Here is a 21,634-nt window from a genome sequence, read left to right as displayed (position 1 = left end):
CTTTCTGCACGTTGACGCCAATCGTCATAAATCATACTGTGCCGGCATACGTTTGGTTCCCGAAGGCGCGAGAAGCCTTGGGGGATTAAAAGGGAATGCGACGGACGGACCCATTCAGGGCGTTCCTATCGCAGCCGACCCCGCGACTGTAGAGCGGATAGGGTTCATGCCATCGCCTTAGAGCGCCGCGCGTCCGATTGAACGCGCAAAGGGCGCTCTAACAGGTTGAAATACTGCATAATTTTATCCTTAAATCGATTCCGATTTAAGGAATTATGCAGTGGGAAACCTGGGGCAGCCACTGGGAAACCGGGAAGGCGGCATTGATCCTGCGACCCGCGAGCCAGGAGACCTGCCGGACGTATAGGGCAATGATGCCCGCTACCCCATGGGGAGTTTTCCCCTGCTGCCCGCACGGAGGTTGTCATGGCTGCACGTACCGAATTTTCCCAATCGTTTGATCAATCGCTGACCTTGCCGCTTGCAACACGCCTGACAACGGCTGTCGTCTCGCTGTTTCTCGGCGCTTTCCTGATTTATGGCGTCGGTCTCGCTCATTCCGACGCGCTGCATGATTCGGCGCATGACACGCGCCACTCCTACGGCTTCCCTTGCCATTAAGGCCCGGCGCCTAAGGAGACTGTCATGCTTGTCAAATATCTGCTGGCTACTCTCGTAGCCGGTCTTCTCGCGGGCATCCTTGTGACGCCGGCAATGTATCTGCGCACCGTGCCACTCATTATCCATGCCGAAACCTTTGAGGATGCGGCGGGCGGTCATGATCATGGCGCAGGTGATGCCGCCCACGCCCATGGACCGGCTGATGCGCACGAAGGTGCGGCGGGGCATGAACTGCCCTTTGGCCGTCTTGGCAATACGATCCTCGCCAATCTCGTGGCGGGCGCCGGGTTTGCGCTGGCGCTTGGCGGCGCGGCGCTGCTCATCGGCAGGCGGATCACGGCGCGCAACGGCATCTATTGGGGGCTCGCGGGCTTCTTCGTCTTCGCCTTCGCGCCATCTTTGGGTCTTGCACCGGAATTGCCTGCCATGCCCGCCGCCGATCTTGGCGAGCGGCAAATCTGGTGGGTGGCGACGGTGCTGCTCTCGGCGATCGGGCTTTATCTGATCGTGTTCAGGCGGGAGATGTGGGCGAAGGTAATCGGCCTTGCCGCAATTGTCGCGCCGCATCTTTATGGCGCGCCGAAGGCTGAGGACATTTCATCGCCCGTTCCGGCGGTTCTCGCCTCGGAATACGCGGTGGCATCGCTGGCGACCAACCTCTTCATGTGGACGGTGCTCGGGCTGGCGCTTGGCTGGATGTTGCAGCGATATGCGGCTTCGGAAATCGAAGGGTAGAGGTTTCTGTTTTGATGGAATCGCGAGGCGCCCCCCTCTGTCCTGCCGGACATCTCCCCCGCATGGGGGGAGATCGGCTGACAGTGCTCTCAGCCTTCACTCTGCAACGTTTGCGATTGGTGCCGGGCGCTCATGAAGGCCTGATCTCCCCCCTCGCAGGGGAGATGGCTGGCAAGCCAGAGGGGGGCGCTGTCCCGCCGGCGTTTCCATTCAAGAACAAAAGGCTTTAACAGTGCAGGCAAAAACCGCACTCGTCCTTGGCGGCGCGCGCTCCGGCAAATCTGTCTTTGCCGAGCGGCTTGCCGAGCAGTCGGGTCTCGAAGCGGTCTATATCGCAACGGGGCAGGCCTATGACGACGAGATGATTGAGCGGATCGTGGAGCATAAGGAGCGCCGCGGTTCGATGTGGATGACAATCGAGGAGCCGCTTGATTTGGTCGGCGCACTCGTGACCCATGCGCGCGAGGGTCGTGCTGTTCTGGTCGATTGCCTGACGCTTTGGCTCACCAATCTGATGATGGCTGAGCGCGACATCGCGGCGGAGACCGCGCGGCTTGCCTTGGCGATCCCAGGATTGGCGGGCACGGTCATGTTCGTTTCGAACGAAGTAGGGCTTGGCATTGTGCCTGATAACCGCATGGCGCGGGAATTTCGCGACCATGCCGGGCGGCTCAACCAGGCCGTGGCCGCCGCGGTCAACGACGTTTATTTCATAGCGGCCGGACTGCCGCTCAAGATGAAGGGATAGGTTCCCATGGAGGGAAAGATGCAGGGACAAAAGATACCGGCAACGGTCATCACCGGCTTTCTGGGGTCGGGCAAGACCACGATGATCCGTCATCTGCTGGAGAACGCCAATGGCAAGCGCATCGCGCTTGTTATCAACGAGTTCGGCGATCTGGGCGTCGATGGCGGCATATTGAAGGGCTGCGGCATCGAAACATGCCGCGAAGAGGATGTGATCGAGCTGAACAATGGCTGCATCTGCTGCACGGTGGCCGATGATTTCATCCCGACCATGACCAAGCTTCTCGAGCGCGCTGAGCGGCCGGACCATATCATCATCGAGACGTCAGGCCTCGCCTTGCCGCAGCCGCTGGTCGCCGCCTTTAACTGGCCGGAGATCAAGACGCAGGTGACGGTCGATGGCGTCATCACGGTCATCGACGCAGCCGCCGTTGCGGAGGGCCGCTTTGCCGACGACCACGACAAGGTGGATGCGCAGCGCGCGGAAGACGATGCGCTCGACCATGACAGCCCGCTGGAGGAACTTTACGAGGACCAGATTCGCGCCGCCGATCTGATCGTGCTCAACAAGGCCGATCTGATCGATCTCGTGCAGCTTGAAAAAGTGCGCGAGGATGTGGCCGCCCGCGTCGCCCGCGTTCCGAACATGGTGCCGGCGAGCTTCGGCAAGCTAGGCGCCGAACTGCTGCTGGGCTTGGGCGTGGGCACGGAGGGCGATATAGCCAACCGCAAGTCGCATCACGAACTGGAGCATGAGGCGGGCGAGGAGCACGACCATGATGAGTTCGAAAGCTTCGTCGTTGGTCTTGGGCCGGTTTCGGAGCCGAAGAGCTTTGTCGAGAAGCTGAAGGGCGTGATCGCCGGGCATGACATTTTGCGTCTCAAGGGCTTCATCGATGTGCCCGGCAAACCGATGCGCCTCGTGGTGCAGGCGGTCGGCACCCGCATCGAGCATTATTTCGACCGCGCCTGGCAGGCGGATGAGCCGCGCGCCTCGCGGCTGGTGGTGATCGGGCTGCATGATATCGATGCAGGCGCGATTGAGACTGCGGTGAAGTCTGCGGCCTAAGTAGGTGAAGTATATGCTTGTGGATCTCACCCCCCTCTGCCCTGCCGGGCATCTCCCCCACAAGGGGGGAGATTGGCTGACGTATCCCTTGTCGCTTACTTTCCAACGCTTGCGATTGGTAAGAACGTCTATGAAGGCCGATCTCCCCCCTTGTGGGGGAGATGCCCGGCAGGGCAGAGGGGGTGGTTCGACATGGCAACGGCATCTGAAAGAGAAGCATAAATGCATCTTCTTCTAGCCCAAAAAGGAACCATCGCCGAGGGCGGCGAGGCTGTCGATCTCGGCCAGTCGCCGGGCGATATCCTGTTCCTTTCGGCAGCGGATACGGAACTGGCGAGCTTAGCTGCGGCCCATGCGGCATTCGCGGGCGGGGCGACATTGCGGCTCGCTAGCATCATGGCGCTTGCCCATCCGATGTCGGTCGATACCTATATCGAGCGTACCGCGCGGTACGCACGGCTCATCGTCGTGCGGGTCATCGGCGGCGAGAGCTATTGGCCCTATGGGCTGGAGGCGTTGCACGCCTGCGCTATCAATCACGGTGTCATGCTTGCCGTGCTGCCGGGCGACGACAAGCCGGATGCCGGGCTGCACCGGTTTTCGACCGTTGCTGCGGAAGACCGCGATGCGCTGTGGCATTATCTCATTGAGGGCGGCACGCAGAATGCGCGCGGCTTTCTCGAATATTGCGCGGCGCTGCTGGGGGCTGGGGAGAAGCCAGCGGAGGCGTCGCCCTTGCTCAAGGCTGGTATCTGGTGGCCGGGACGGGGCGTGGTGTCGTTGGAGGAAGTGCGGTCCGGCAGGACAGAGGGGGATGACAACGGCGCTGTCGTTGCAATTTGCTTCTACCGCGCCCTTGTTCAGAGCGGGCAAACGAAGGGCGTGGAGGCGCTGATCGACGCGCTGGCGGCACAGGGATTGAACCCGCTACCGGTGTTCGTCTCCAGCCTCAAGGACCCGGTTTCCGTGGCGACGCTCGATGGGATATTCTCCGAGCTTTCTCCCGATGTAGTGCTGAACGCCACGGGCTTCGCCGTTTCCGCACCGGGGGCGGCGCGCCAGCCGACGGTTCTGGAAAAGCGCGGCGCGGTGGTGTTGCAGACGATTTTTTCCGGCTCGACCGAGGAGGCCTGGGAGGCCTCGCCGCAGGGCTTGTCAGCCCGTGACCTTGCCATGAATGTGGCGTTGCCGGAGGTGGATGGAAGAGTGCTTTCGCGCGCCGTCTCGTTTAAGTCGGCGCGGCATTACGACGAGACTGTCGAGGCCAATATCGTCACGCACGAGCCGCGTGCTGATCGCGTGGCGTTCGTCGCGGAACTTGCCGCGCGCTGGGCCCGGCTCAGACGCAAGCCTGTGGGCGAGCGGCGTGTCGCCGTCATCATGGCGAATTATCCGAACCGCGACGGACGGCTTGGCAATGGCGTCGGGCTCGACACACCGGCGGGTACGCTCGAGGCATTGTCTGTGATGAAGCAGGCGGGATATCCGGTTGCGGATTTGCCGGGGGATGGCGATGCGCTGATCGGCTATCTCATGGCCGGGCCGACCAATGCGGCCCCCGGTGCATCGGAGCATGGGCGGGAAATCCGCGAAACGCTTTCCCTGAATCAATATAAGCACTTCCTTGAAAAGCTTCCGATAAAGATTCAGGAGGAAATCGCGGCGCGGTGGGGCGCGCCGGAGGCTGATCCGTTCTTCCTCGACGCCACGCGTGGCTTCGCGCTGCCGCTGGCGCGGTTCGGCGAAACGCTGGTCGGCATCCAGCCGGCGCGCGGCTATAACATCGATCCCAAGGAAAGCTACCACTCGCCGGACCTGGTGCCGCCGCATGGCTATCTCGCCTTTTATGCCTATTTGCGCGAGGCATTCGGGGCGGACGCCATTGTGCATATGGGCAAGCATGGCAATCTCGAATGGCTGCCGGGCAAGGCGCTGGCATTGTCGGAGAATTGCTATCCGGAAGCCGTGTTCGGCGCGGTGCCGCATATCTATCCCTTCATCGTCAACGATCCCGGCGAGGGCACGCAGGCGAAGCGCCGCTCCGCCGCCGTCATCATCGATCACCTGACGCCACCGCTGACGCGAGCTGAGAGCTACGGGCCGCTGAAGGATCTCGAAGCGCTGGTGGATGAATATTACGAGGCGGCGGGCGTCGATCCACGGCGGTTGCGGCGGCTGAAAGGGCAGATACTCGATCTGGTGCGCGATATCGGGCTGGACCACGATGCGGGGATTCATGAGCATGACGGCGAGGATCTGGCGCTGCAGAAGCTCGACGCCTATCTCTGCGACCTGAAGGAGATGCAGATCCGCGATGGGCTGCATGTGTTTGGCCAATCGCCTGAGGGGCGCTTGCTGACCGATCTGCTGGTGGCGCTGGCGCGCGTACCGCGCGGTACGGGTGCCGAGGCGGCAAGCTTGCAGCGGGTGATTGCGGCGGATGCGGGGTTGTCGTGCGCGGCAACACCCCCCTCTGGCTTGCCAGCCATCTCCCCTACAAGGGGGGAGATGCCCGGCACGGCAGAGGGGGGTGAAACGTTCGATCCCCTCGACTGCGACATGGCCACTCCCTGGACCGGCCCAAAGCCCGAAATCCTGCAATCCGTCTCGCCAGATCCATGGCGCATTACTGGCGATACGGTGGAGCGAATTGAGCTTCTGGCGGCGAAATTCGTGGCGGGCGAGGTGGAATGCCCCGAGGGCTGGCAAGCGACGAGGGCTGTGCTGGACGGGATCGCCTCGCATTTGCGGCCGGCCGTGGAGGCGTGCGGGCCCGCGGAAACAGGTGCTTTGCTGACGGCGCTCGACGGGCGATTCGTTGCCCCCGGCCCATCGGGTGCGCCGACGCGCGGCCGGCCGGATGTGCTGCCGACGGGACGCAATTTCTTTTCCATCGACACCCGCGCCGTGCCGACACCCGCCGCCTGGGATCTTGGCAAAAAATCCGCCGAACTGCTCATTACCCGCTTTACGCAGGACCATGGCGAATGGCCGACCTCGTTCGGGTTGACTGCCTGGGGCACGTCGAACATGCGCACCGGCGGCGACGATATCGCCCAGGCGCTGGCGCTGATCGGCGTCAAGCCGGTTTGGGACATGGCCTCGCGCCGTGTCACCGGCTATGAAATCTTGCCGATGGCGCTGCTGGGGCGTCCGCGCGTCGATGTGACCTTGCGCATTTCCGGCTTCTTCCGCGATGCGTTCCCCGACCAGATCGCGCTGTTCGACAGGGCCGTGCGGGCGGTGGGTGCGCTTGCCGAAGACGAAGCTGACAATCCCATCGCCGCACGGATGCGGGGCGAGGAAGTCCGGTTGAAGACTGAGGGCGAGGACGAGAAATCGGCACGGCGCAAGGCGGGCTATCGCGTCTTCGGATCGAAGCCGGGGGCCTATGGCGCGGGTTTGCAGGCATTGATGGATGAAAAGGGTTGGCAGGATCGTGGCGATCTGGCCGAGGCATGGCTTGTCTGGGGCGGCTATGCCTATGGCGCGGATGATGAGGGCAGCGCCGAACGCGGTCTTCTGGAAGAGCGGCTGAAATCCGTCGAGGCAGTGGTCCAGAACCAGGACAATCGCGAGCATGATCTGCTTGATTCCGACGATTATTATCAGTTCGAGGGTGGCATGGCGGCGGCCGTTGAGCATCTGACGACCAAGCGGCCGACGATCTACCACAACGACCATTCCCGCCCCGAGCGTCCTGTCATCCGCACGCTGGAAGAGGAGATCAGCCGGGTCGTGCGGGCGCGCGTCGTCAATCCGAAGTGGATCGCGGGCGTGATGCGCCATGGCTACAAGGGCGCATCCGAGATGGCCGCGACGGTGGATTATCTCTTCGCTTTTGCCGCAACGACAGGCGCGGTGGCGAACCATCATTTCGAGGCGGTCTATCAGGCATTTATCGCTGATGGGCATGTGCATGATTTTCTGGCGGAGAAAAATCCTGCGGCGCTGGCCGAGATGGGGGAAAAGCTCATCGAGGCGATTGACCGGGGCCTGTGGGCGCCCCGATCCAATTCCGCGCGTTTTGATCTCGCCGAAATAGCAAATACAGACAAAATGATTCAGGGAGCGATGCCAAATGGCTGAAAAATCAGAAAAACTCTTGGGATTGAGCGAGGAGGAACTGAACGTCCGTCATGCCGAGAAGATGAAGAAGAAGAAGGCCGTGCGCGACAAGATCCTCGCGACCAAGACGGACGAGAAGGGCCTTGTCATCGTCAATACCGGAAAGGGCAAGGGCAAGTCGACGGCGGGATTCGGCGTCGTGTTCCGCGCGCTCGGTCATGGCATGAAGATCGGCGTCGTGCAGTTCGTCAAGGGATCATGGGACACGGGCGAGCGTTGGGTGCTGGAGAAATTTCCCGAGCAGGTGACGATTTCGGCTATGGGCGAGGGCTTTACCTGGGAAACGCAGGATCGCGCCCGCGATATCGCCATGGCCCGCGATGCGTGGGAGCAGGCGAAAGCCATGATCCTGGACGACGAGCACGACATGGTGCTCTGCGACGAACTCAACATCGTGCTGCGCTATGATTATTTGCCGGTGGAGGAGATCATCGACGTGCTGAAGGCCAAACCCTTCATGAAGCATGTCATCATCACCGGACGTAACGCCAAGGACGAACTGATCGAGTTTGCCGACCTTGTTACTGAAATGGAAATGATCAAACATCCGTTCCGCTCCGGCGTGAAGGCGCAGAAGGGAATTGAGTTCTAGGATGATGCAAAGCTGGCAGTTCTGGGCGATGCTATCGGCTGCATTCGCGGCGCTGACTGCCATCTTCGCTAAAATCGGCATCGAGGGCATCAATTCGGATTCGCGACGCTGATCCGCACGATCGTCATCATCGCCGCCCTATGCCTTTTCCTGACATTTTCCGGGCAATGGCAGAGGACCGGCGATATTTCGGGCCGTTCCTGGCTTTTTCTCGTTCTGTCGGGTCTTGCGACCGGCGGATCGTGGCTTGCCTATTTCCGTGCGCTGAAGATCGGCGATGCTGCACGCGTTGCGCCAATCGACAAATTGTCGATCGTGCTTGTTGCGATTTTCGGCGTGATGTTTCTTGGCGAAAAGCTGTCGCCCATCAACTGGTTCGGCGTTCTACTGATTGCGAGCGGCGCGGTGCTGCTCGCAATCAGGGTTTGAAATGAGAACGCTGTAGGCTCGTCAGACGTTCTTGAACATGCAGCCGGCGAGGAGCACCACATAGGCGATCGCCAAAATCCAGAAGGCGGCGACAGGAATGAAGGCGAGCGCTCCGAAGAACGATATGAGCGAGATGATCGCAATGACGAGGCTGATGAAGAAGACGAGCTGCGTGGGCGCGTTGAGATTCATGGTGATCTCCTCCTTGGAGAATGATTGAAATCGACAAACCGCAAAGTAATAGAGACCCCCTCTATGCCGATTGCGGAGGAAGTAGTTGCAAAGCAGTTCCTTAGAACACGTACGCAAGCGACCGATTCGCAACTTGGAGATTAACAGAAACTATATTTAGTGACCAATCCGGTTGCATGGCCGTTCCGGCGGGCGCTATTGCCGCCAAATGGCGGGGAGAATTCGATGACTTCACGAGAATATGATAGAGCTTCCGGCAAAGCGGCGCCGTTCGTGGCACTCGGCGTCGGCTGCGAGCGCGGGGCGGAAGCTGCGGAGGCGATCGGGCTGGCGGAACGGGCCCTGCAGGTTTCAGGCTTTGCGCTGGAGGCGCTTGGAGGCATTTTCTCGCTGGACAGAAAGAAGACCGAGCCGGCCATTCGGGCGCTGACGGAGCATTTCAGGCGGGAGGCCGTCTTTTTCGATGCGAGACGGCTGGAAGAGGAGACGCCGCGCTTGCACAATCCATCCGAAGCGGTCTATCGCGCCGTCGGCTGTCATGGCGTGGCCGAGAGCGCGGCGCTGGCCGGGGCAGGGCCGAACGCGCGGCTGATCGTGCCGAAAATGCGCTCGCAGCATGTGACGGTCGCCATCGCAATAGCCGATTAGCAGGAGCAATTTGATGACCGTTCATTTCATCGGCGCCGGTCCCGGCGCGCCCGATCTCATCACTGTCAGGGGCTTGCGGCTGATCGAGCGCTGCCCGGTTTGCCTTTATGCCGGGTCGCTGGTGCCGAAAGAGGTCGTCGCATCCGCGCCTGGAGGGGCACGGGTGATCGACACGTCGGTGCTGACGCTTGACGAGATTATCGCTGAACTGGAGGCGGCGCACCGGTTGGGCCATGACGTGGCGCGGGTACATTCGGGCGATCCGTCGATCTATGGCGCCATCGCCGAGCAGATGCGGCGGCTCGACCAGTTGGGCATTCCCTATGAGGTGACGCCCGGCGTTCCCGCCTTCGCCGCCGCCGCCGCCGCGCTGAAGCAGGAACTGACAATCCCCGAGTTGAACCAGACGGTGATCCTTACACGGACGTCGATGAAATCATCCGGGATGCCTGAGGGCGAGGATCTGGCGACACTCGGGCGTTCGGGTGCGACGCTGGTAATCCATCTATCGATTCGTAATCTGGCGCATATCGAGGGCGAATTGACGCCGCTTTACGGCGCTGATTGCCCTGTCATCGTCGCCTATCGCGTCGGCTGGCCGGATGAGCAGTTCGTCAGGGGAACATTGTCGGACATCACGGAGAAGGTGAGAGAGGCGAAGCTGGCGCGTACTGCGATGATCTTCGTCGGGCGCGGGCTGGCGCCTGAGAATTTCAGGGATTCGGCGCTTTATCACAAGGATCATGTCCACGCCTTGCGCGGCGGCTGACGGAGCTTCAGGCAAGGCGCAAGCCGGTGTGCGCCGTGATGAATTCGAGAACCGCTTCGACATCGCCCACGGCATTGGGCGTAGATTGCGGCGGGCGGGCGATGAGGATGACGGGGATTTGCAGTCTGCGTGCGGCGTGGAGCTTGGCGTATGAGGCAGTGCCGCCGGAGTTGCGGCAGACGATATGGGTGATGCGCCGATCTTGCAGAAAGGCGATTTCCTCGGCTGCGTTGCCAGGCCGGGCGAGCACCAGTTCGTATGAGAGTTCGAGCGCTGCTTCAGGCGGATCGATCATGCGCACGACGAAATGGACATCGGGCCGCTGGCTGAAAACAGCAATATGCTGGCGGCCGAGCGCCAGGAGCACACGCGCGTCCGGCGGGATGGCTGAGGCTGCTTCCTCCAGCGAGGTGACTTCGAGCCAGTGATCGCCTTCAGTCTTCCGCCAGGCCGGGCGTTCGAGCCGGACGAAGGGGCGCGCGGCCAGTTCCGCGGCCTTTGCCGCGTTGGGCGAAATCCGCGTGGCGAAGGGATGGGTCGCGTCCACGATGACGGTCACGTCTTCCGCCTCGATATATCGGGCGAGGCCTTCCGCACCGCCAAAACCGCCGCTGCGCACCTCCCCATCGAGCCGCGCGGGATCACGCGTGCGACCGGCGAGCGAGGTGATGACGCGGAGCGGCAGGGATGCCAATCGTCTGGCGAGTTCGGCTGCCTCCGTGGTGCCGCCAAGGATGAGGATGGTGTTCACTTTTGATACGTGGCAGCAGCGTGACACCCCCCTCTGGGCTGCCGCCCATCTCCCCCGCAAGGGGGGAGATCAGATATCAATGCCGTTTCCGCCAATCGCCAACGGTGGTGAAAAAATCTCCCTGATCGATGCCGGCTGATCTCCCCCCTTGTGGGGGAGATGGGCGGCAGCCCAGAGGGGGGGGCTACTCTAAACCCGCGCAAGAACATTCCCCTGGCGGTCGGTGACGATGACTTCCACCGCGACGGGCGCGCCCCTGAGGGTATCGAGCGCGGCGGTGCGGGCGCGTTCGGCAATGGGGCGGGCGAGGTCCAAGCCCAGTCCTTGAGTCAATTCAAGCACTTCCAGCGCGGTGTTCGCGGAGAGAATCCGCTCCTTCATTTCCATGGGTATGCCAAGCTTTTCAGCTTCCGCCCAGAGGAAACCCATATCCACCTGGCTGCGCGAGGAGTGCAGGTCGAGCGCGCCCTGCGCCAGTTTGGTCAGCTTGGCGAAGCCGCCGGCGATTGTGAGTTTTTCAATGGGATGGGCGCGGAGATATTTAAGCAGGCCGCCGGCGAAATCGCCCATGTCGAGCAGCGCGATTTCCGGCAGATTGTAGATCTTTTGGGCGGCATCCTCGGAGGTGGAGCCGGTGGCGCCGAGCACATGGGTGAGGCCTGCGGCGCGGGCGACGTCGATGCCGCTATGGATGGAGTGGATCCATGCCGAGCAGGAAAAGGGATGGACGACGCCCGTCGTGCCGAGGATGGAAATTCCGCCTTTTATGCCCAGGCGCGGGTTCCATGTTTTCCTGGCGATTTCCTCACCGCCGGGAACGGAAATGGTGATGACCAGATCGGCGGGGAGGCCGTATTCGGCGCAGATTTCCTCGCAGATGGCGCGCATCATGGCGCGAGGTACGGGATTGATCGCCGCCTCGCCGGGCGGGATGGGCAGCCCGGGAAGGGTGACGGTGCCGACGCCTTCGCCGGCGGCGAAGATGATGCCGCTTCCCGGCTTGGCAGGAAAGACGGTGGAGATGATCGTCGCGCCATGGGTCACGTCGGGATCGTCGCCCGCATCCTTGACGATAGCGGCCATGGCATAGCCCTCGCCGATGCCCTCGAGCGCCAGCGGGAAGAACGGCACTTCTCCCTTGGGGAGGATGATGCCGACCGGATCGGGAAATTCTCCGGTGATGAGCGCGGTCAGCGCGGCCTTGGTCGCCGCGGTCGCGCAGGCGCCGGTCGTCCAGCCGCGCCTAAGGGGGGGCTTTCGGGGTTCTCCCGGGCTTGTTTTTCTTTCACCGGCATCTGGTTCGTCGCTCATAGGGGCTTTATAGAGCAAGAGAATTGATAAGTAAGTACTGACTGACTCCCATGGGTCTTAGCAGGAGACGGAAAATGAGCACAACGGGGAGCGGACGGATGGCCTTGCCGGTCTTCGAGCCGGGCCATGTCTGGCTGGTCGGCGCCGGGCCCGGCGATCCCGGTCTGTTGACGCTTCATGCCGTCAATGGTCTCGAGCAGGCGGATGTGATCGTCTATGACGCGCTGGTCGATGCGGAATGCCTCGCCTTGGCGCGCGAGGGCGCTGCCCTTGAATATGCAGGCAAGCGTGGCGGCAAGCCTTCGCCGAAGCAGCGCGACATCTCGCTGAGGCTGGTGGAACTGGCGCGTGAGGGCAAGCGCGTCCTGCGGCTGAAGGGTGGCGATCCCTTCGTCTTCGGGCGCGGCGGCGAGGAGGCGCTGATGCTGGTCGAGCACGGCATTCCCTTCCGCATCGTGCCCGGCGTCACGGCCGGTATCGGCGGCCTTGCCTATGCGGGCATTCCGGCGACGCATCGCGATATCAATCAAAGCGTGACCTTCCTCACTGGGCATGATGCAACCGGTGTCGTACCCGATACGATGGACTGGGCGGCCATCGCCAGGGGATCGCCCGTCATCGTCATGTACATGGCGATGAAGCACATTGCCCTTATCGCAGGACGGTTGATTGCCGCCGGACGCTCGCCGGACGAGCCGGTGGCTTTCATCTGCAACGCGACCACGGCCGAACAGCGGGTTCTCGTGACGACGCTGGGCCAGGCCGAGATGGATGCGGAAGCGGCAGGTCTCGTGCCGCCCGCCATTGTCGTCGTCGGTGAGGTCGTGCGGCTTCGCGAAGCGCTCGACTGGATGGGCGCAGCCGAGGGACGTATGCTCGTTGCCGATCCATTGAAGAATCGTCACGGCAATGAAACGGGGTAAACCATCCATATGAAGGGATTTCTGATCGCCGCTCCCTCTTCGGGTTCGGGCAAGACGACGGTGGCGCTCGGCCTGTTGCGCGCGCTCAAGGAGAAGGGCGTTGCACTCGCGCCCGCCAAAGCCGGACCCGATTATATCGATCCCGCTTTTCATGCAGCGGCGAGCGGGGCGCAATGCTTCAACCTCGATCCCTGGGCGATGCGTCCGGAACTGATCAGCGCGCTTACGTCCCGCATGACGGAAGGCGGCAAGCTTCTCGTCGTCGAGGCCATGATGGGCCTGTTCGATGGCGCTATCGACGGAACCGGCTCGGCCGCCGACCTTGCCGTCCATCTCGGCCTGCCCGTCATATTGGTGGTGGATTGCAGCCGACAATCGCAGTCGGTGGCAGCACTCGTCAGCGGGTTTCGCGATTTCCGCCGCAATGTGTTCATTGCCGGGCTGGTGCTGAACCGGGTCGGCAGCGCCAGGCATGAGGCGATGCTGCGCGCGGCGCTGGAGCCGCTTGGCATTCCGGTTCTGGGCGTTGTCCCGCGCGATGAGGCTCTGCACCTGCCAGAACGCCATCTGGGTCTGGTCCAGGCGGGCGAGCATGGCGATCTCGAAGCATTTATGATGCATGCAGGCCGTGTCATGGCCGAAAGACTGGATCTCACGCATTTCGAGGAGATCGGGCGCCAGGCTCAGACCGGTGCGGCCGCCGCCAATGTGCCCCGCCTTCCGCCGCTTGGACAGCATATCGCGGTTGCGCGCGACGATGCTTTCGCATTCTCCTACGCCCACATTCTAGACGGCTGGCGCCGGCGAGGCGCGGCGTTAAGTTTTTTTTCGCCGCTTGCCGATGAAGCGCCAGACCCGCAGGCTGACGCCATTTACCTGCCGGGCGGCTATCCCGAGTTGCATGGCGGGCGTATTGCTTCGGCATCGACGTTCCGGGATGGCATGCGGCAGGCGGCGGCAAAGGGCACCGTCATTTACGGCGAGTGCGGCGGCTATATGGTGCTGGGCGAGGCGATCGTGGATGCGGAAGGGCGACGACATGAAATGCTCGGTCTCCTGCCTGTTGAAACGAGCTTTGCCAAGCGCAAGCTGCATCTGGGCTACCGCAAACTGACGCCGCTTGCCGGATCGTTCTGGAACATGCCTCTGCGAGCCCATGAGTTCCACTATGCGAGTATCGTCAGGGAAGGGGTTGCAGACAGGCTTTTTGACGTTACTGACGCGGCCGATACGGATCTGGGCAAAGCCGGCTTGCACGTCGGGTCGGTGGCCGGGTCTTTCATGCATCTGATCGATATTGCCGGGGACGGCACATGATCGAGCATGGCCTTATTGAGCATGGGGGGGCACTCGACCGTGCCGTTGCACGCTTCGGTGGGGCGCGGGGCGATTGGCTCGATCTTTCCACCGGCATCAATCCGGAGGCTTTTCCGTTACCGGAGATTGCCCCTGAGGTCTGGAACAGATTGCCGGATGAGGCGCTTCTGGGCCAAGCGCTAGTAGCGGCGCGCGGCTATTATGGTGTTTCGGATGGTGCCGGTATCGTCGCGGCGCCGGGTACGCAGGCGTTGATCCAGATCGTGCCGGAACTGGTTGAGCCGGGCGAGGTCGCCGTGCTTTCCCCGACCTATCAGGAACATCAGGCCGCCTTCGCGCGGGCGGGATGGGCTGTCATGCCTTGTCCTGACGTCGGGTCCATCCCGGCAACCGCGAAGGCAGCCGTGGTGGTCAATCCGAATAATCCCGATGGCCGGATCGTGCCCGGCGACGAACTTTTGGCGCTGGCGGAACGCCTTCAGAGACGTGGCGGCTTTCTGGTCGTCGATGAGGCTTTCGCCGATACAAGTCCGGAAACGAGCATCGCTGCGCAAGCCGGTGGCGACAATCTGATTGTCCTGAAATCCTTCGGAAAGTTCTTCGGACTTGCAGGTTTGCGCTTGGGTTTTGCGATTTCCGGTGCCGGAATTGCGCAAGAACTGGCGAAACGGCTCGGTCCCTGGGCGGTTTCGGGGCCGGCACTGGCCATTGCCAGCCATGCCTTCCTCGGGTCAAGCCCCGGGATGACAGGTCCGGTTCTGGATGGGTTTCGCAAGCGTATTTTTGCCCGCCGCGCCGCATTGTCGGCGATATTCAAGCGGACAGGCATGGAGGAGATCGGCGGGACGGCGCTGTTTGCGCTTGTCCGCCACCCCGAGGCGCATGGGCTTCACGAGCAACTTTGCAGGCGGCGCATACTGGTGCGGAAATTCGACTATGCGCCTGACTGGCTACGCATCGGCCTTGCCGGCAACGAGGCGGGGTTCGAACGTCTGGAGCAGGCTCTAACAGATGTGCACCGCTGAGATATTGATTCATTTTTCCCGGTCAAGCCAATGGAAATAAAGCTTCTTGTCCTGTTTCTGGCGCTTGTCGCCGATCGGCTTTTGGGCGATCCCGAACGACTGTGGCGCATGGTTCCGCACCCTGTCACCCTGTTCGGCAAGGCAATCTCCTTCATCGACGACCGCTACAATGATGCGCGCCTGACGGCAGCGGAGCGACGCAGGAACGGTGCGCTGGCGATGATTTTCTTGCTGCTGGCAGTCTTCATCGCGGGCCTGCTGCTTTCCGGTTTGCTCCGGCATATGTCCTGGTTCGGCGCGCTGGTCGAGATCGCTTTGGTTGCGGTTTTCCTGGCGCAGAAGAGCCTTGCGGATCATGTATCGCGCGTGGCCGTCGCCTTGAGGGATGAGGGGCTTGAGGGCGGCAGGCGTGCCGTCTCGATGATTGTCGGGCGCGATCCACAATCGCTGGATCAGGCGGGCGTGAGCCGTGCGGCGATCGAGAGCCTTGCGGAGAACAGCTCCGACGGCGTGGTCGCGCCGGTCTTCTGGTATCTGCTTCTGGGGCTGCCGGGGATATTCGCCTACAAGCTTCTCAACACGGCGGATTCGATGATCGGCCATCTCAATCCGCGCTATCGCGATTTTGGCCGTTTTGCCGCCAGGCTCGACGATGCGGCGAACTGGATACCGGCGCGGCTGACCGGGGGGCTGGCCGTTCTGGCTGCCTGGCTGCATCTCGGCCATGCGGCGGGCATGCGCTCGTTCGGCGTGATGATGCGCGATGCGCGGCTGCATCGCTCGCCCAATGCGGGCTGGCCGGAGACAGCTTACGCAGGCGCGCTCGATGTCGCGCTGGCCGGTCCGCGCATTTATGCGGGCGACATCGTCAACGAGCCGATGATCAACGGCGGGGGCAAGCGCGATCTCGGCGCTGTCGATATCGAGGCGGCGCTGAGGCTGTTCTGGCTTTCCATGACGTTTCTTGCGGCGATTGTCCTGGTGTTTGGCTTGATAGGGCTGTTGCTTTAGCCCTGCTCCCTGAGCTTTCCCGACAATATCAAGCGCAGATCCGGTGAGGCGGCGACCAGTGCTCGCGCTGCCTCGGATTGCGGGTTTTGCAGCACATCGTCGGTCCGGCCCTGTTCTACGATCCGGCCCTCATCCATGACGATGACGTGCTCGGCCATGGCGCGGGCAACGTTGAGATCATGGGTGATGAACAGCCATGCCAGCCCGAGTTTCCCCGTGAGATCGGCGAAGAGGTCGAGGATGCGGGCGCGGATGGATACGTCGAGCGCGGAGACCGGCTCGTCGGCGACGACAAGCTTCGGCCCGGTGATGATGGCGCGGGCGATGGCGAGGCGCTGGCGCTGGCCGCCGGAAAACTGGTGCGGATATTTGTCCATGTCATCGGGACTGAGGCCGACGCGTTCCAGCACCGTGGCGACGCGTTCGCGCCGCTCGACCGGTGTCGGCTTGCGGTCGAGGAGATGGAGCGGTTCAGCCACCAGAGTTTCGGCCTTCTGGCGCGGGTCGAACGAGCCATAGGGGTCTTGAAACACGATCTGCATTTTCTGGCGCGCCTGGCGCAGCGCATCATCGTCAGGCAGATTGTCGATGCGCTGGCCGTCGAGCCGGATTTCGCCCGATGTCGGACGGTCCAGCGCCAGCACCATGCGCGCCAAGGTCGACTTGCCGCAACCGGAACGTCCGACCAGCGCTATTGATTGGCCCTCGGCCATCTCGAATGAAACATTGTCGACTGCTCGTGTCGGCACAGCGCGGCTGAAAAGTTCGATGCGGCTGCCCGGATATTCGCGCGTCAGGTTGCCGACGGACAGAAGCGGCGTGCCGGAGGCTGCTTTCGGCGCGGGCCGATCCGGCATGTGGAGCGACGCTTGGGTAAACCTGCGGGTGTAGGGATCGGCGGGGGCGGAGAGAACGCGGACAGTCTCGCCGCTCTCCACCACTTCTCCCCGGCGCAGGATGGTGATGCGGTCCGCCATATCGGCAACGACGGCGAGATCGTGCGAGATAAGCAGGAGGCCCATGTCGTTTTCAGCCACGAGGCTTTTCAGGAGATCGAGGATCTGGGCCTGGAGAATAACATCGAGCGCCGTCGTCGGTTCGTCGGCGATGAGCAGTCTTGGCTTCAGGGCGCAGGCGATGGCGATCACCACACGCTGGCGCTGGCCGCCCGAGAGTTGGTGGGGATAGCGGTCGAGCGGAAACCGGGCAGGCGGCAGGCCGACGCGGTCGAGCATGGCGCGCGCCTGTTCTTCCGCCTCGGCGCGGCTTGCCCCGGTATGCCAGCGAATGCCTTCGGCGACCTGCTCGCCGATGGTCTTGACCGGGTTCAGCGCTGTCATCGGCTCCTGGAATACCATGCCGATCTCGGCGCCGCGCAGGCGGCACATTTCGCTTTCGCTGGCGGTGGCGATGTCCTTTCCGGCAAGGCGGATATGTCCATTCATCGCAGCGCCATGCGGCAGGAGCTGCATCAGGGCGAGCGCTGTCATGGTCTTGCCTGAGCCGGATTCGCCGACCAGCGCGTGCACCATGCCCCGGTCGAGCGTCATGTCCACATCCCTGAGGATGGATGTCGCGCCGATGGAAACAGAGAGGCGTTCGATCTCCAGGAGGGCCATCAGCGTTGCTCCTGGAGTCTGGGATCGAGCACGTCGCGCAGGCCGTCGCCGAGAAGGTTGAGGCCAAGGACGGTGACGACGATGGCGAGGCCGGGAAACAGCGCCATATGCGGGGCAAAGCCGATCATGGTCTGTGCCTCGAACAGCATGCGACCCCAACTGGGCATGGGCGGCTGGCTGCCCAGGCCCAGATAAGAAAGGCCTGCTTCCGCCAATATGCCGAGTGAGAACTGGATCGTCGCCTGGACGATCAGAAGATTGGCGATATTGGGCAGCACATGCTCGACGGCAATGCGGCTGCGGCTCTTGCCGGCGGCGCGCGCGGCGAGGATGAACTCGCGCCGCAGGAGCGAGAGCGCTGCCCCACGCGCGACGCGGGCAAAGACCGGAATGTTGAATATGCCGATTGCGACGATCGCGTTGAATACGCCGGGGCCGAATATGGCGGTGATCATGATGGCCGACAAGAGTGCTGGAAAGGCGAAGACGAGATCGTTGAGGCGCATCAGTGTCTCATCGAGCCAGCCGCCGCGCGCGGCGGCGGCAAGGCCGAGCGGGATGCCGAGCCCCGCTCCTATGCCGACCGCAACCAGCGCCACGGCGATGGAATTGCGGCTGCCGACCATGATCATGGACAGGATGTCGCGACCGAAATGATCGGTGCCGAGCCAATGGACGGCGGAGGGCGCCTGCAGCTTGGCCGCGATATCCATTGCCGAGGCGTCATAGGGCGTCCAGGCGAAGGAGAGGAGCGCCGTGGCGGCGACCGCCAAGGTGATAGCCAGCCCTGCGGCGAAGGACGGGTTGCGCAGCGCCTGGCCGATGGTCATCGCGGGCTCCGCAAGCGGGGATCGACGGCGGCATAGAGGAGATCGACGACCAGATTGACGAGGATGATGGTTGCGACAAGGAGCATGACCAGCCCCTCGACGACGATGAGGTCGCGCTGGGTGATGGCCTGGAAGACCAGCCTGCCGAGCCCCGGGAGGTAGAAGACATTCTCGATGATGATCGTGCCGGCCAGGAGAAAGGCGAATTGCAGGCCGAGGATGGTGAGGACGGGAATCATGGCGTTGCGCAGCGCATGGCGATAGAGCACGGCGGAACGCGTCAGCCCCTTGGCGCGGGCGGTGCGGATATAATCCTCCGAGAGCGTTTCGATCAGCGCGGAACGCGTGACGCGGGCGAGGATCGCCGCCTGCGGCAGGGCGAGCGCCAGGGCCGGAAGGATCAGCGCTTGAAATGCGGGACCGGGCCCGGCGCTCCAGCCGGGAAAACCGCCGGCCGGGACGAGACGCAGCGTAACGGCGAAGACATAGACGAGCAGCAGGGCGAACCAGAAATTGGGTATGGCGACGCCAAGCTGCGTGACGCCCATGACCGCCATGTCGGAAGCGCGGCCGCGCCGGGCGGCTGAAAAGAGGCCGACGGGAATGGCAACCGCCATGGAAAGGAGGAGCGCCATGACCGCCAGTGGTAGCGAGACGGCGATGCGTTCGGCGATCAGCTCCCGCACAGGCACCCCATAGGTATAGGAGCGCCCGAAATCGCCGATGAGCATGTGCCCGGCCCAGGAGAGATAGCGCAGGGCAAGGGGCTGGTTCAGGCCCATCTGGTCGCGCAGCGCGGCAATCGCATCCTCGCTGGCGCCCATGCCGAGCATAAGCCGCGCCGGGTCGCCCGGTACCACCTCCAGAACCGCAAAGACGACCAGAGATGCGACGAAAAGGGTGACGAGGCCGATGGCGAGGCGTTTCAGGAGATAGGAGAGCATGACGCGCCTCCGGCCTTAAAACTCTTATTGTTGAATAGAAACGCCGGCGGGAAAGCGCCCTCCTCTGGCTTGCCAGCCATCTCCCCCGCAAGGGGGGAGATTGCGTTTTCATCGATGCTGGTATCAATCATCCACGTTGAAGAGTGAGGGGCATCAGTTGTATCAGCCGATCTCCCCCCTTGCGGGGGAGATGCGCGGCAGGGCAGAGGGGCGCGCTGTCCCGCCAGGGATTGAAATACGCTCAATCCGCCCACTTCGCAGCCGTCAGATCGTTCGCCTGTATCGGATAGTTCTTCCACAGGCCCTGGAGCTTTGCATCCCAGATGCCGAGCTTGGGAAATTGCATGAGGAAGGCGACTGGCGCGTCGTCGGACAGGATCTGCTGCGCACGCCGGTAGAGCGCGTTGCGCTTTTCGTCATCCGTCGTTGCGGCGATCTGGGCAATCAGCGCCTTGAAGGCCGGGTTGTGGTAATTGAAATAATAATCGTCACGCGCAAAGATATCGAGATCGTTCGGCTCGGTATGGGAGACGATGGTGAGGTCGTAGTCTCTTCCCTTGAAGACCTGGTCCAGCCATTGCGCCCATTCGACGGGAATGATCTGCGCCTCGATGCCGACGGCGCGCAATTGGGCCGCGACGATCTCGCCGCCGCGCCGCGCATAGGTCGGCGGCGGCAGTTTCAGCGTTGTCCTGAAGCCCTTGGGAAAGCCGGCCTCAGCAAGCAGTTTCCTGGCCAGTTCCGGATCATATTTCCGCTCGCCGGTCAGATCCACATAGGCCGGGTGGTGCGGCGGGAAGAACGAGCCGATGGGCGTGCCGAAGCCGAACATCGCCCCGTCTATGACAGCCTTGCGGTCGATTGCATGGGCGATGGCCTCGCGCACTTTTGGATTGTCGAAGGGCGGACGCGCATTGTTCTCGGCGAGGATGGTTTCCCCCTCGGTCGTGCCGATCACCACCTGAAAGCGGGGATCCGCCTGGAACTGTGGCACGGCTTCCGGCGCGGGGAAGGAGGGGAATGCCTGTACGTCGCCGGCCAGAAGGGCGGCGGTCGCGGCGGCGGGATCGGGGATAAAGCGGAAAGTGGCCTTGTCGAGCGCAGGTTTCTCGCCCCAATAGTCAGGGTTTCCGACGAGAACGATCTGCGATCCCTTGGCCCAGTTCCGGAATTTGAACGGGCCGGTGCCGACAGGCTTTTCCTTGTTTGCGGCGGCGCTTTCCGGCGCCACGATCACCGCGTCGCCCCAGCCCATATTGTAGAGGAAATCGCCGGAGGGATATTTCAGCGTCACCTTCACGGTGGCGGGGTCGATCACTTCGACCTGATCGATGGCGGCGAAGAGGCCCTTCTGGGCATTGGTGGAATCGGCTGCGCGGGCGCGGTCGAGCGAGAATTTCACGTCGCCCGCGTCGAAGGCCGTGCCATCATGGAACTTCACGCCCTTATGCAGGTGGAAGACATAGGATCTCTGGTCGGTCGAAATCTCCCAGCTTGCCGCCAGCGCCGGCTCCGTCTCGCCGTTTGGGCCAATGCGGGTCAGCCCCTCGAAAATATTGGCATAGACGATCTCGTCGATGGCCGCTGCGGCGCCGGCGGTCGGGTCGAGATGCGACGGTTCAAGCACCATTCCCAATGTGAGATCGGATCGTGTGGCAGCGGCGCTCATGCATGACAGGAATAGCGCTGCCAGCGCGACGAGCGCAAATTTCGGGGCCGATATGCTGGATGTCCTGAAGATCATGCCTGTTCCCCATGATTTCCCGCACACTTACACCAGGGGAAACAGGGGCTCAATGCCGGAATTGGAGATAGGGTTACACGGGAACCGTAGGAGAAGGAGCTGTGGTCCCGTGGAGTGTTCTTTGAAAGAATTATAGTATCATTCAGGTATATGTAAGTTTTTACTGAGACTTGATGAATAAATTCTCCAATATTGATTTAGATCATTTTCATTATTCTTGACCACTATG

19 protein-coding genes, 1 pseudogene and 1 riboswitch are annotated in these 21,634 nt (G+C 62.4%); of the genes and pseudogenes, 13 read left to right on the top strand and 7 right to left on the bottom strand.

Translation table 11 applies throughout. The features are described 5' to 3' along the window. Nucleotides 1-36: 36 nt before the first annotated feature. Nucleotides 37-374: riboswitch (cobalamin riboswitch) on the top strand. A 52-nt stretch (nt 375-426) separates the two neighbouring features. The 7 genes and pseudogenes from DUT91_RS00760 to DUT91_RS00720 all read left to right on the top strand — a co-directional run bounded on the left by DUT91_RS00760 (nt 427) and on the right by DUT91_RS00720 (nt 8,321). After that, entirely contained in the window at nt 427-621 is a 195-nt protein-coding gene (locus tag DUT91_RS00760) for a CbtB domain-containing protein (protein ID WP_114438470.1), read from the top strand. 24 nt (nt 622-645) lie between these two features. After that, a complete protein-coding gene (locus tag DUT91_RS00755) occupies nt 646-1,356 on the top strand; it encodes a CbtA family protein (protein WP_114438469.1) in 711 nt (236 codons plus the stop codon). A 232-nt stretch (nt 1,357-1,588) separates the two neighbouring features. Beyond that, nucleotides 1,589-2,104 (top strand): bifunctional adenosylcobinamide kinase/adenosylcobinamide-phosphate guanylyltransferase, encoded by a 516-nt coding sequence (cobU, locus tag DUT91_RS00745; RefSeq protein WP_114438467.1) that lies wholly within the window; start codon nt 1,589-1,591, stop codon nt 2,102-2,104. 18 nt (nt 2,105-2,122) lie between these two features. Next, the gene (gene cobW / locus DUT91_RS00740; protein ID WP_114438961.1) at nt 2,123-3,172 is read left to right on the top strand and encodes a cobalamin biosynthesis protein CobW; all 1,050 of its coding nucleotides are present in this window, start codon (nt 2,123-2,125) and stop codon (nt 3,170-3,172) included. Nucleotides 3,173-3,394: 222 nt separating this feature from the next. Next, the gene (gene cobN / locus DUT91_RS00730) at nt 3,395-7,261 is read left to right on the top strand and encodes a cobaltochelatase subunit CobN (RefSeq protein WP_114438466.1); all 3,867 of its coding nucleotides are present in this window, start codon (nt 3,395-3,397) and stop codon (nt 7,259-7,261) included. Next, nucleotides 7,254-7,892 carry a cob(I)yrinic acid a,c-diamide adenosyltransferase gene (cobO, locus tag DUT91_RS00725; protein ID WP_114438465.1) on the top strand — a complete coding sequence of 213 codons (639 nt, stop codon included), beginning with the start codon at nt 7,254-7,256 and terminating at the stop codon, nt 7,890-7,892. Before cobN ends, cobO begins: the two co-directional genes overlap by 8 nt. A gap of 1 nt (nt 7,893) precedes the next feature. Beyond that, a pseudogene (locus DUT91_RS00720) lies at nt 7,894-8,321 on the top strand (EamA family transporter). A gap of 21 nt (nt 8,322-8,342) precedes the next feature. Here the strand turns inward: DUT91_RS00720 and DUT91_RS26095 are convergent. Further along, nucleotides 8,343-8,513 (bottom strand): hypothetical protein, encoded by a 171-nt coding sequence (locus DUT91_RS26095; RefSeq protein ID WP_200834862.1) that lies wholly within the window; start codon nt 8,511-8,513, stop codon nt 8,343-8,345. A 225-nt stretch (nt 8,514-8,738) separates the two neighbouring features. On the opposite strand from DUT91_RS26095, the gene DUT91_RS00715 reads away from it, so the two are divergent. Continuing rightward, on the top strand, nt 8,739-9,161 hold the full coding sequence (locus DUT91_RS00715) for a cobalamin biosynthesis protein (protein WP_114438464.1): 423 nt from the start codon (nt 8,739-8,741) through the stop codon (nt 9,159-9,161). A 13-nt stretch (nt 9,162-9,174) separates the two neighbouring features. Next, nucleotides 9,175-9,930 carry a precorrin-4 C(11)-methyltransferase gene (gene cobM, locus DUT91_RS00710; RefSeq protein ID WP_114438463.1) on the top strand — a complete coding sequence of 252 codons (756 nt, stop codon included), beginning with the start codon at nt 9,175-9,177 and terminating at the stop codon, nt 9,928-9,930. Between the two features lie 7 nt (nt 9,931-9,937). Here the strand turns inward: cobM and DUT91_RS00705 are convergent, their stop codons facing one another. Together DUT91_RS00705 and DUT91_RS00695 are read right to left on the bottom strand one after the other, a co-directional pair. Continuing rightward, complete coding sequence (locus DUT91_RS00705) at nt 9,938-10,681, bottom strand: cobalt-precorrin-6A reductase (RefSeq protein WP_114438462.1); 744 nt, start codon at nt 10,679-10,681, stop codon at nt 9,938-9,940. Nucleotides 10,682-10,870: 189 nt separating this feature from the next. Then, a complete protein-coding gene (locus tag DUT91_RS00695) occupies nt 10,871-11,992 on the bottom strand; it encodes a cobalt-precorrin-5B (C(1))-methyltransferase (RefSeq protein ID WP_114438461.1) in 1,122 nt (373 codons plus the stop codon). A 74-nt stretch (nt 11,993-12,066) separates the two neighbouring features. On the opposite strand from DUT91_RS00695, the gene cobA reads away from it, so the two are divergent. Genes cobA through cbiB form a run of 4 tightly spaced genes read left to right on the top strand, consistent with a single transcriptional unit; the run spans nt 12,067 to nt 16,268 of the window. After that, on the top strand, nt 12,067-12,915 hold the full coding sequence (cobA, locus tag DUT91_RS00690) for a uroporphyrinogen-III C-methyltransferase (RefSeq protein ID WP_200834861.1): 849 nt from the start codon (nt 12,067-12,069) through the stop codon (nt 12,913-12,915). Nucleotides 12,916-12,924: 9 nt separating this feature from the next. Further along, complete coding sequence (locus tag DUT91_RS00685) at nt 12,925-14,232, top strand: cobyrinic acid a,c-diamide synthase CobB (RefSeq protein WP_114438459.1); 1,308 nt, start codon at nt 12,925-12,927, stop codon at nt 14,230-14,232. Continuing rightward, entirely contained in the window at nt 14,229-15,257 is a 1,029-nt protein-coding gene (gene cobD / locus DUT91_RS00680) for a threonine-phosphate decarboxylase CobD (RefSeq protein WP_114438458.1), read from the top strand. Before DUT91_RS00685 ends, cobD begins: the two co-directional genes overlap by 4 nt. 30 nt (nt 15,258-15,287) lie before the next feature. Beyond that, nucleotides 15,288-16,268 carry an adenosylcobinamide-phosphate synthase CbiB gene (gene cbiB / locus DUT91_RS00675; RefSeq protein WP_114438457.1) on the top strand — a complete coding sequence of 327 codons (981 nt, stop codon included), beginning with the start codon at nt 15,288-15,290 and terminating at the stop codon, nt 16,266-16,268. Here the strand turns inward: cbiB and DUT91_RS00670 are convergent. From DUT91_RS00670 to DUT91_RS00650, 4 genes are all read right to left on the bottom strand, one after another. Further along, nucleotides 16,265-17,887, bottom strand: a complete 1,623-nt coding sequence (locus tag DUT91_RS00670) for an ABC transporter ATP-binding protein (RefSeq protein WP_114438456.1) — start codon at nt 17,885-17,887, stop codon at nt 16,265-16,267. The two genes, cbiB and DUT91_RS00670, sit on opposite strands and share 4 nt — an antisense overlap. Beyond that, the gene (locus DUT91_RS00665; protein ID WP_114438455.1) at nt 17,887-18,717 is read right to left on the bottom strand and encodes an ABC transporter permease; all 831 of its coding nucleotides are present in this window, start codon (nt 18,715-18,717) and stop codon (nt 17,887-17,889) included. Before DUT91_RS00665 ends, DUT91_RS00670 begins: the two co-directional genes overlap by 1 nt. Beyond that, nucleotides 18,714-19,661 carry an ABC transporter permease gene (locus tag DUT91_RS00660; RefSeq protein ID WP_114438454.1) on the bottom strand — a complete coding sequence of 316 codons (948 nt, stop codon included), beginning with the start codon at nt 19,659-19,661 and terminating at the stop codon, nt 18,714-18,716. Before DUT91_RS00660 ends, DUT91_RS00665 begins: the two co-directional genes overlap by 4 nt. Nucleotides 19,662-19,902: 241 nt before the next feature. Then, a complete protein-coding gene (locus DUT91_RS00650; protein ID WP_425373727.1) occupies nt 19,903-21,405 on the bottom strand; it encodes an ABC transporter substrate-binding protein in 1,503 nt (500 codons plus the stop codon). Nucleotides 21,406-21,634 lie beyond the last annotated feature (229 nt).

It is taken from the genome of Paramesorhizobium salinisoli (assembly GCF_003335045.1).
Classification (GTDB): Bacteria; Pseudomonadota; Alphaproteobacteria; order Rhizobiales; family Rhizobiaceae; genus Paramesorhizobium; species Paramesorhizobium salinisoli.
Note: the sequence above shows the minus strand (reverse complement) of the source record. Positions and strands in the feature narration are given on the sequence as shown.

Coding starts and splice junctions, on each gene's coding strand:
- DUT91_RS00760 (WP_114438470.1), top strand. CDS start 427: ATGGCTGCACGTACCGAATTTTCCCAATCGTTTGATCAATCGCTGACC.
- DUT91_RS00755 (WP_114438469.1), top strand. CDS start 646: ATGCTTGTCAAATATCTGCTGGCTACTCTCGTAGCCGGTCTTCTCGCG.
- cobW (WP_114438961.1), top strand. CDS start 2,123: ATGCAGGGACAAAAGATACCGGCAACGGTCATCACCGGCTTTCTGGGG.
- cobN (WP_114438466.1), top strand. CDS start 3,395: ATGCATCTTCTTCTAGCCCAAAAAGGAACCATCGCCGAGGGCGGCGAG.
- cobO (WP_114438465.1), top strand. CDS start 7,254: ATGGCTGAAAAATCAGAAAAACTCTTGGGATTGAGCGAGGAGGAACTG.
- DUT91_RS26095 (WP_200834862.1), bottom strand. CDS start 8,513: ATGAATCTCAACGCGCCCACGCAGCTCGTCTTCTTCATCAGCCTCGTC.
- DUT91_RS00715 (WP_114438464.1), top strand. CDS start 8,739: ATGACTTCACGAGAATATGATAGAGCTTCCGGCAAAGCGGCGCCGTTC.
- cobM (WP_114438463.1), top strand. CDS start 9,175: ATGACCGTTCATTTCATCGGCGCCGGTCCCGGCGCGCCCGATCTCATC.
- DUT91_RS00695 (WP_114438461.1), bottom strand. CDS start 11,992: ATGAGCGACGAACCAGATGCCGGTGAAAGAAAAACAAGCCCGGGAGAA.
- cobA (WP_200834861.1), top strand. CDS start 12,067: ATGAGCACAACGGGGAGCGGACGGATGGCCTTGCCGGTCTTCGAGCCG.
- DUT91_RS00685 (WP_114438459.1), top strand. CDS start 12,925: ATGAAGGGATTTCTGATCGCCGCTCCCTCTTCGGGTTCGGGCAAGACG.
- cobD (WP_114438458.1), top strand. CDS start 14,229: ATGATCGAGCATGGCCTTATTGAGCATGGGGGGGCACTCGACCGTGCC.
- cbiB (WP_114438457.1), top strand. CDS start 15,288: ATGGAAATAAAGCTTCTTGTCCTGTTTCTGGCGCTTGTCGCCGATCGG.
- DUT91_RS00670 (WP_114438456.1), bottom strand. CDS start 17,887: ATGGCCCTCCTGGAGATCGAACGCCTCTCTGTTTCCATCGGCGCGACA.
- DUT91_RS00665 (WP_114438455.1), bottom strand. CDS start 18,717: ATGACCATCGGCCAGGCGCTGCGCAACCCGTCCTTCGCCGCAGGGCTG.
- DUT91_RS00660 (WP_114438454.1), bottom strand. CDS start 19,661: ATGCTCTCCTATCTCCTGAAACGCCTCGCCATCGGCCTCGTCACCCTT.
- DUT91_RS00650 (WP_425373727.1), bottom strand. CDS start 21,405: ATGATCTTCAGGACATCCAGCATATCGGCCCCGAAATTTGCGCTCGTC.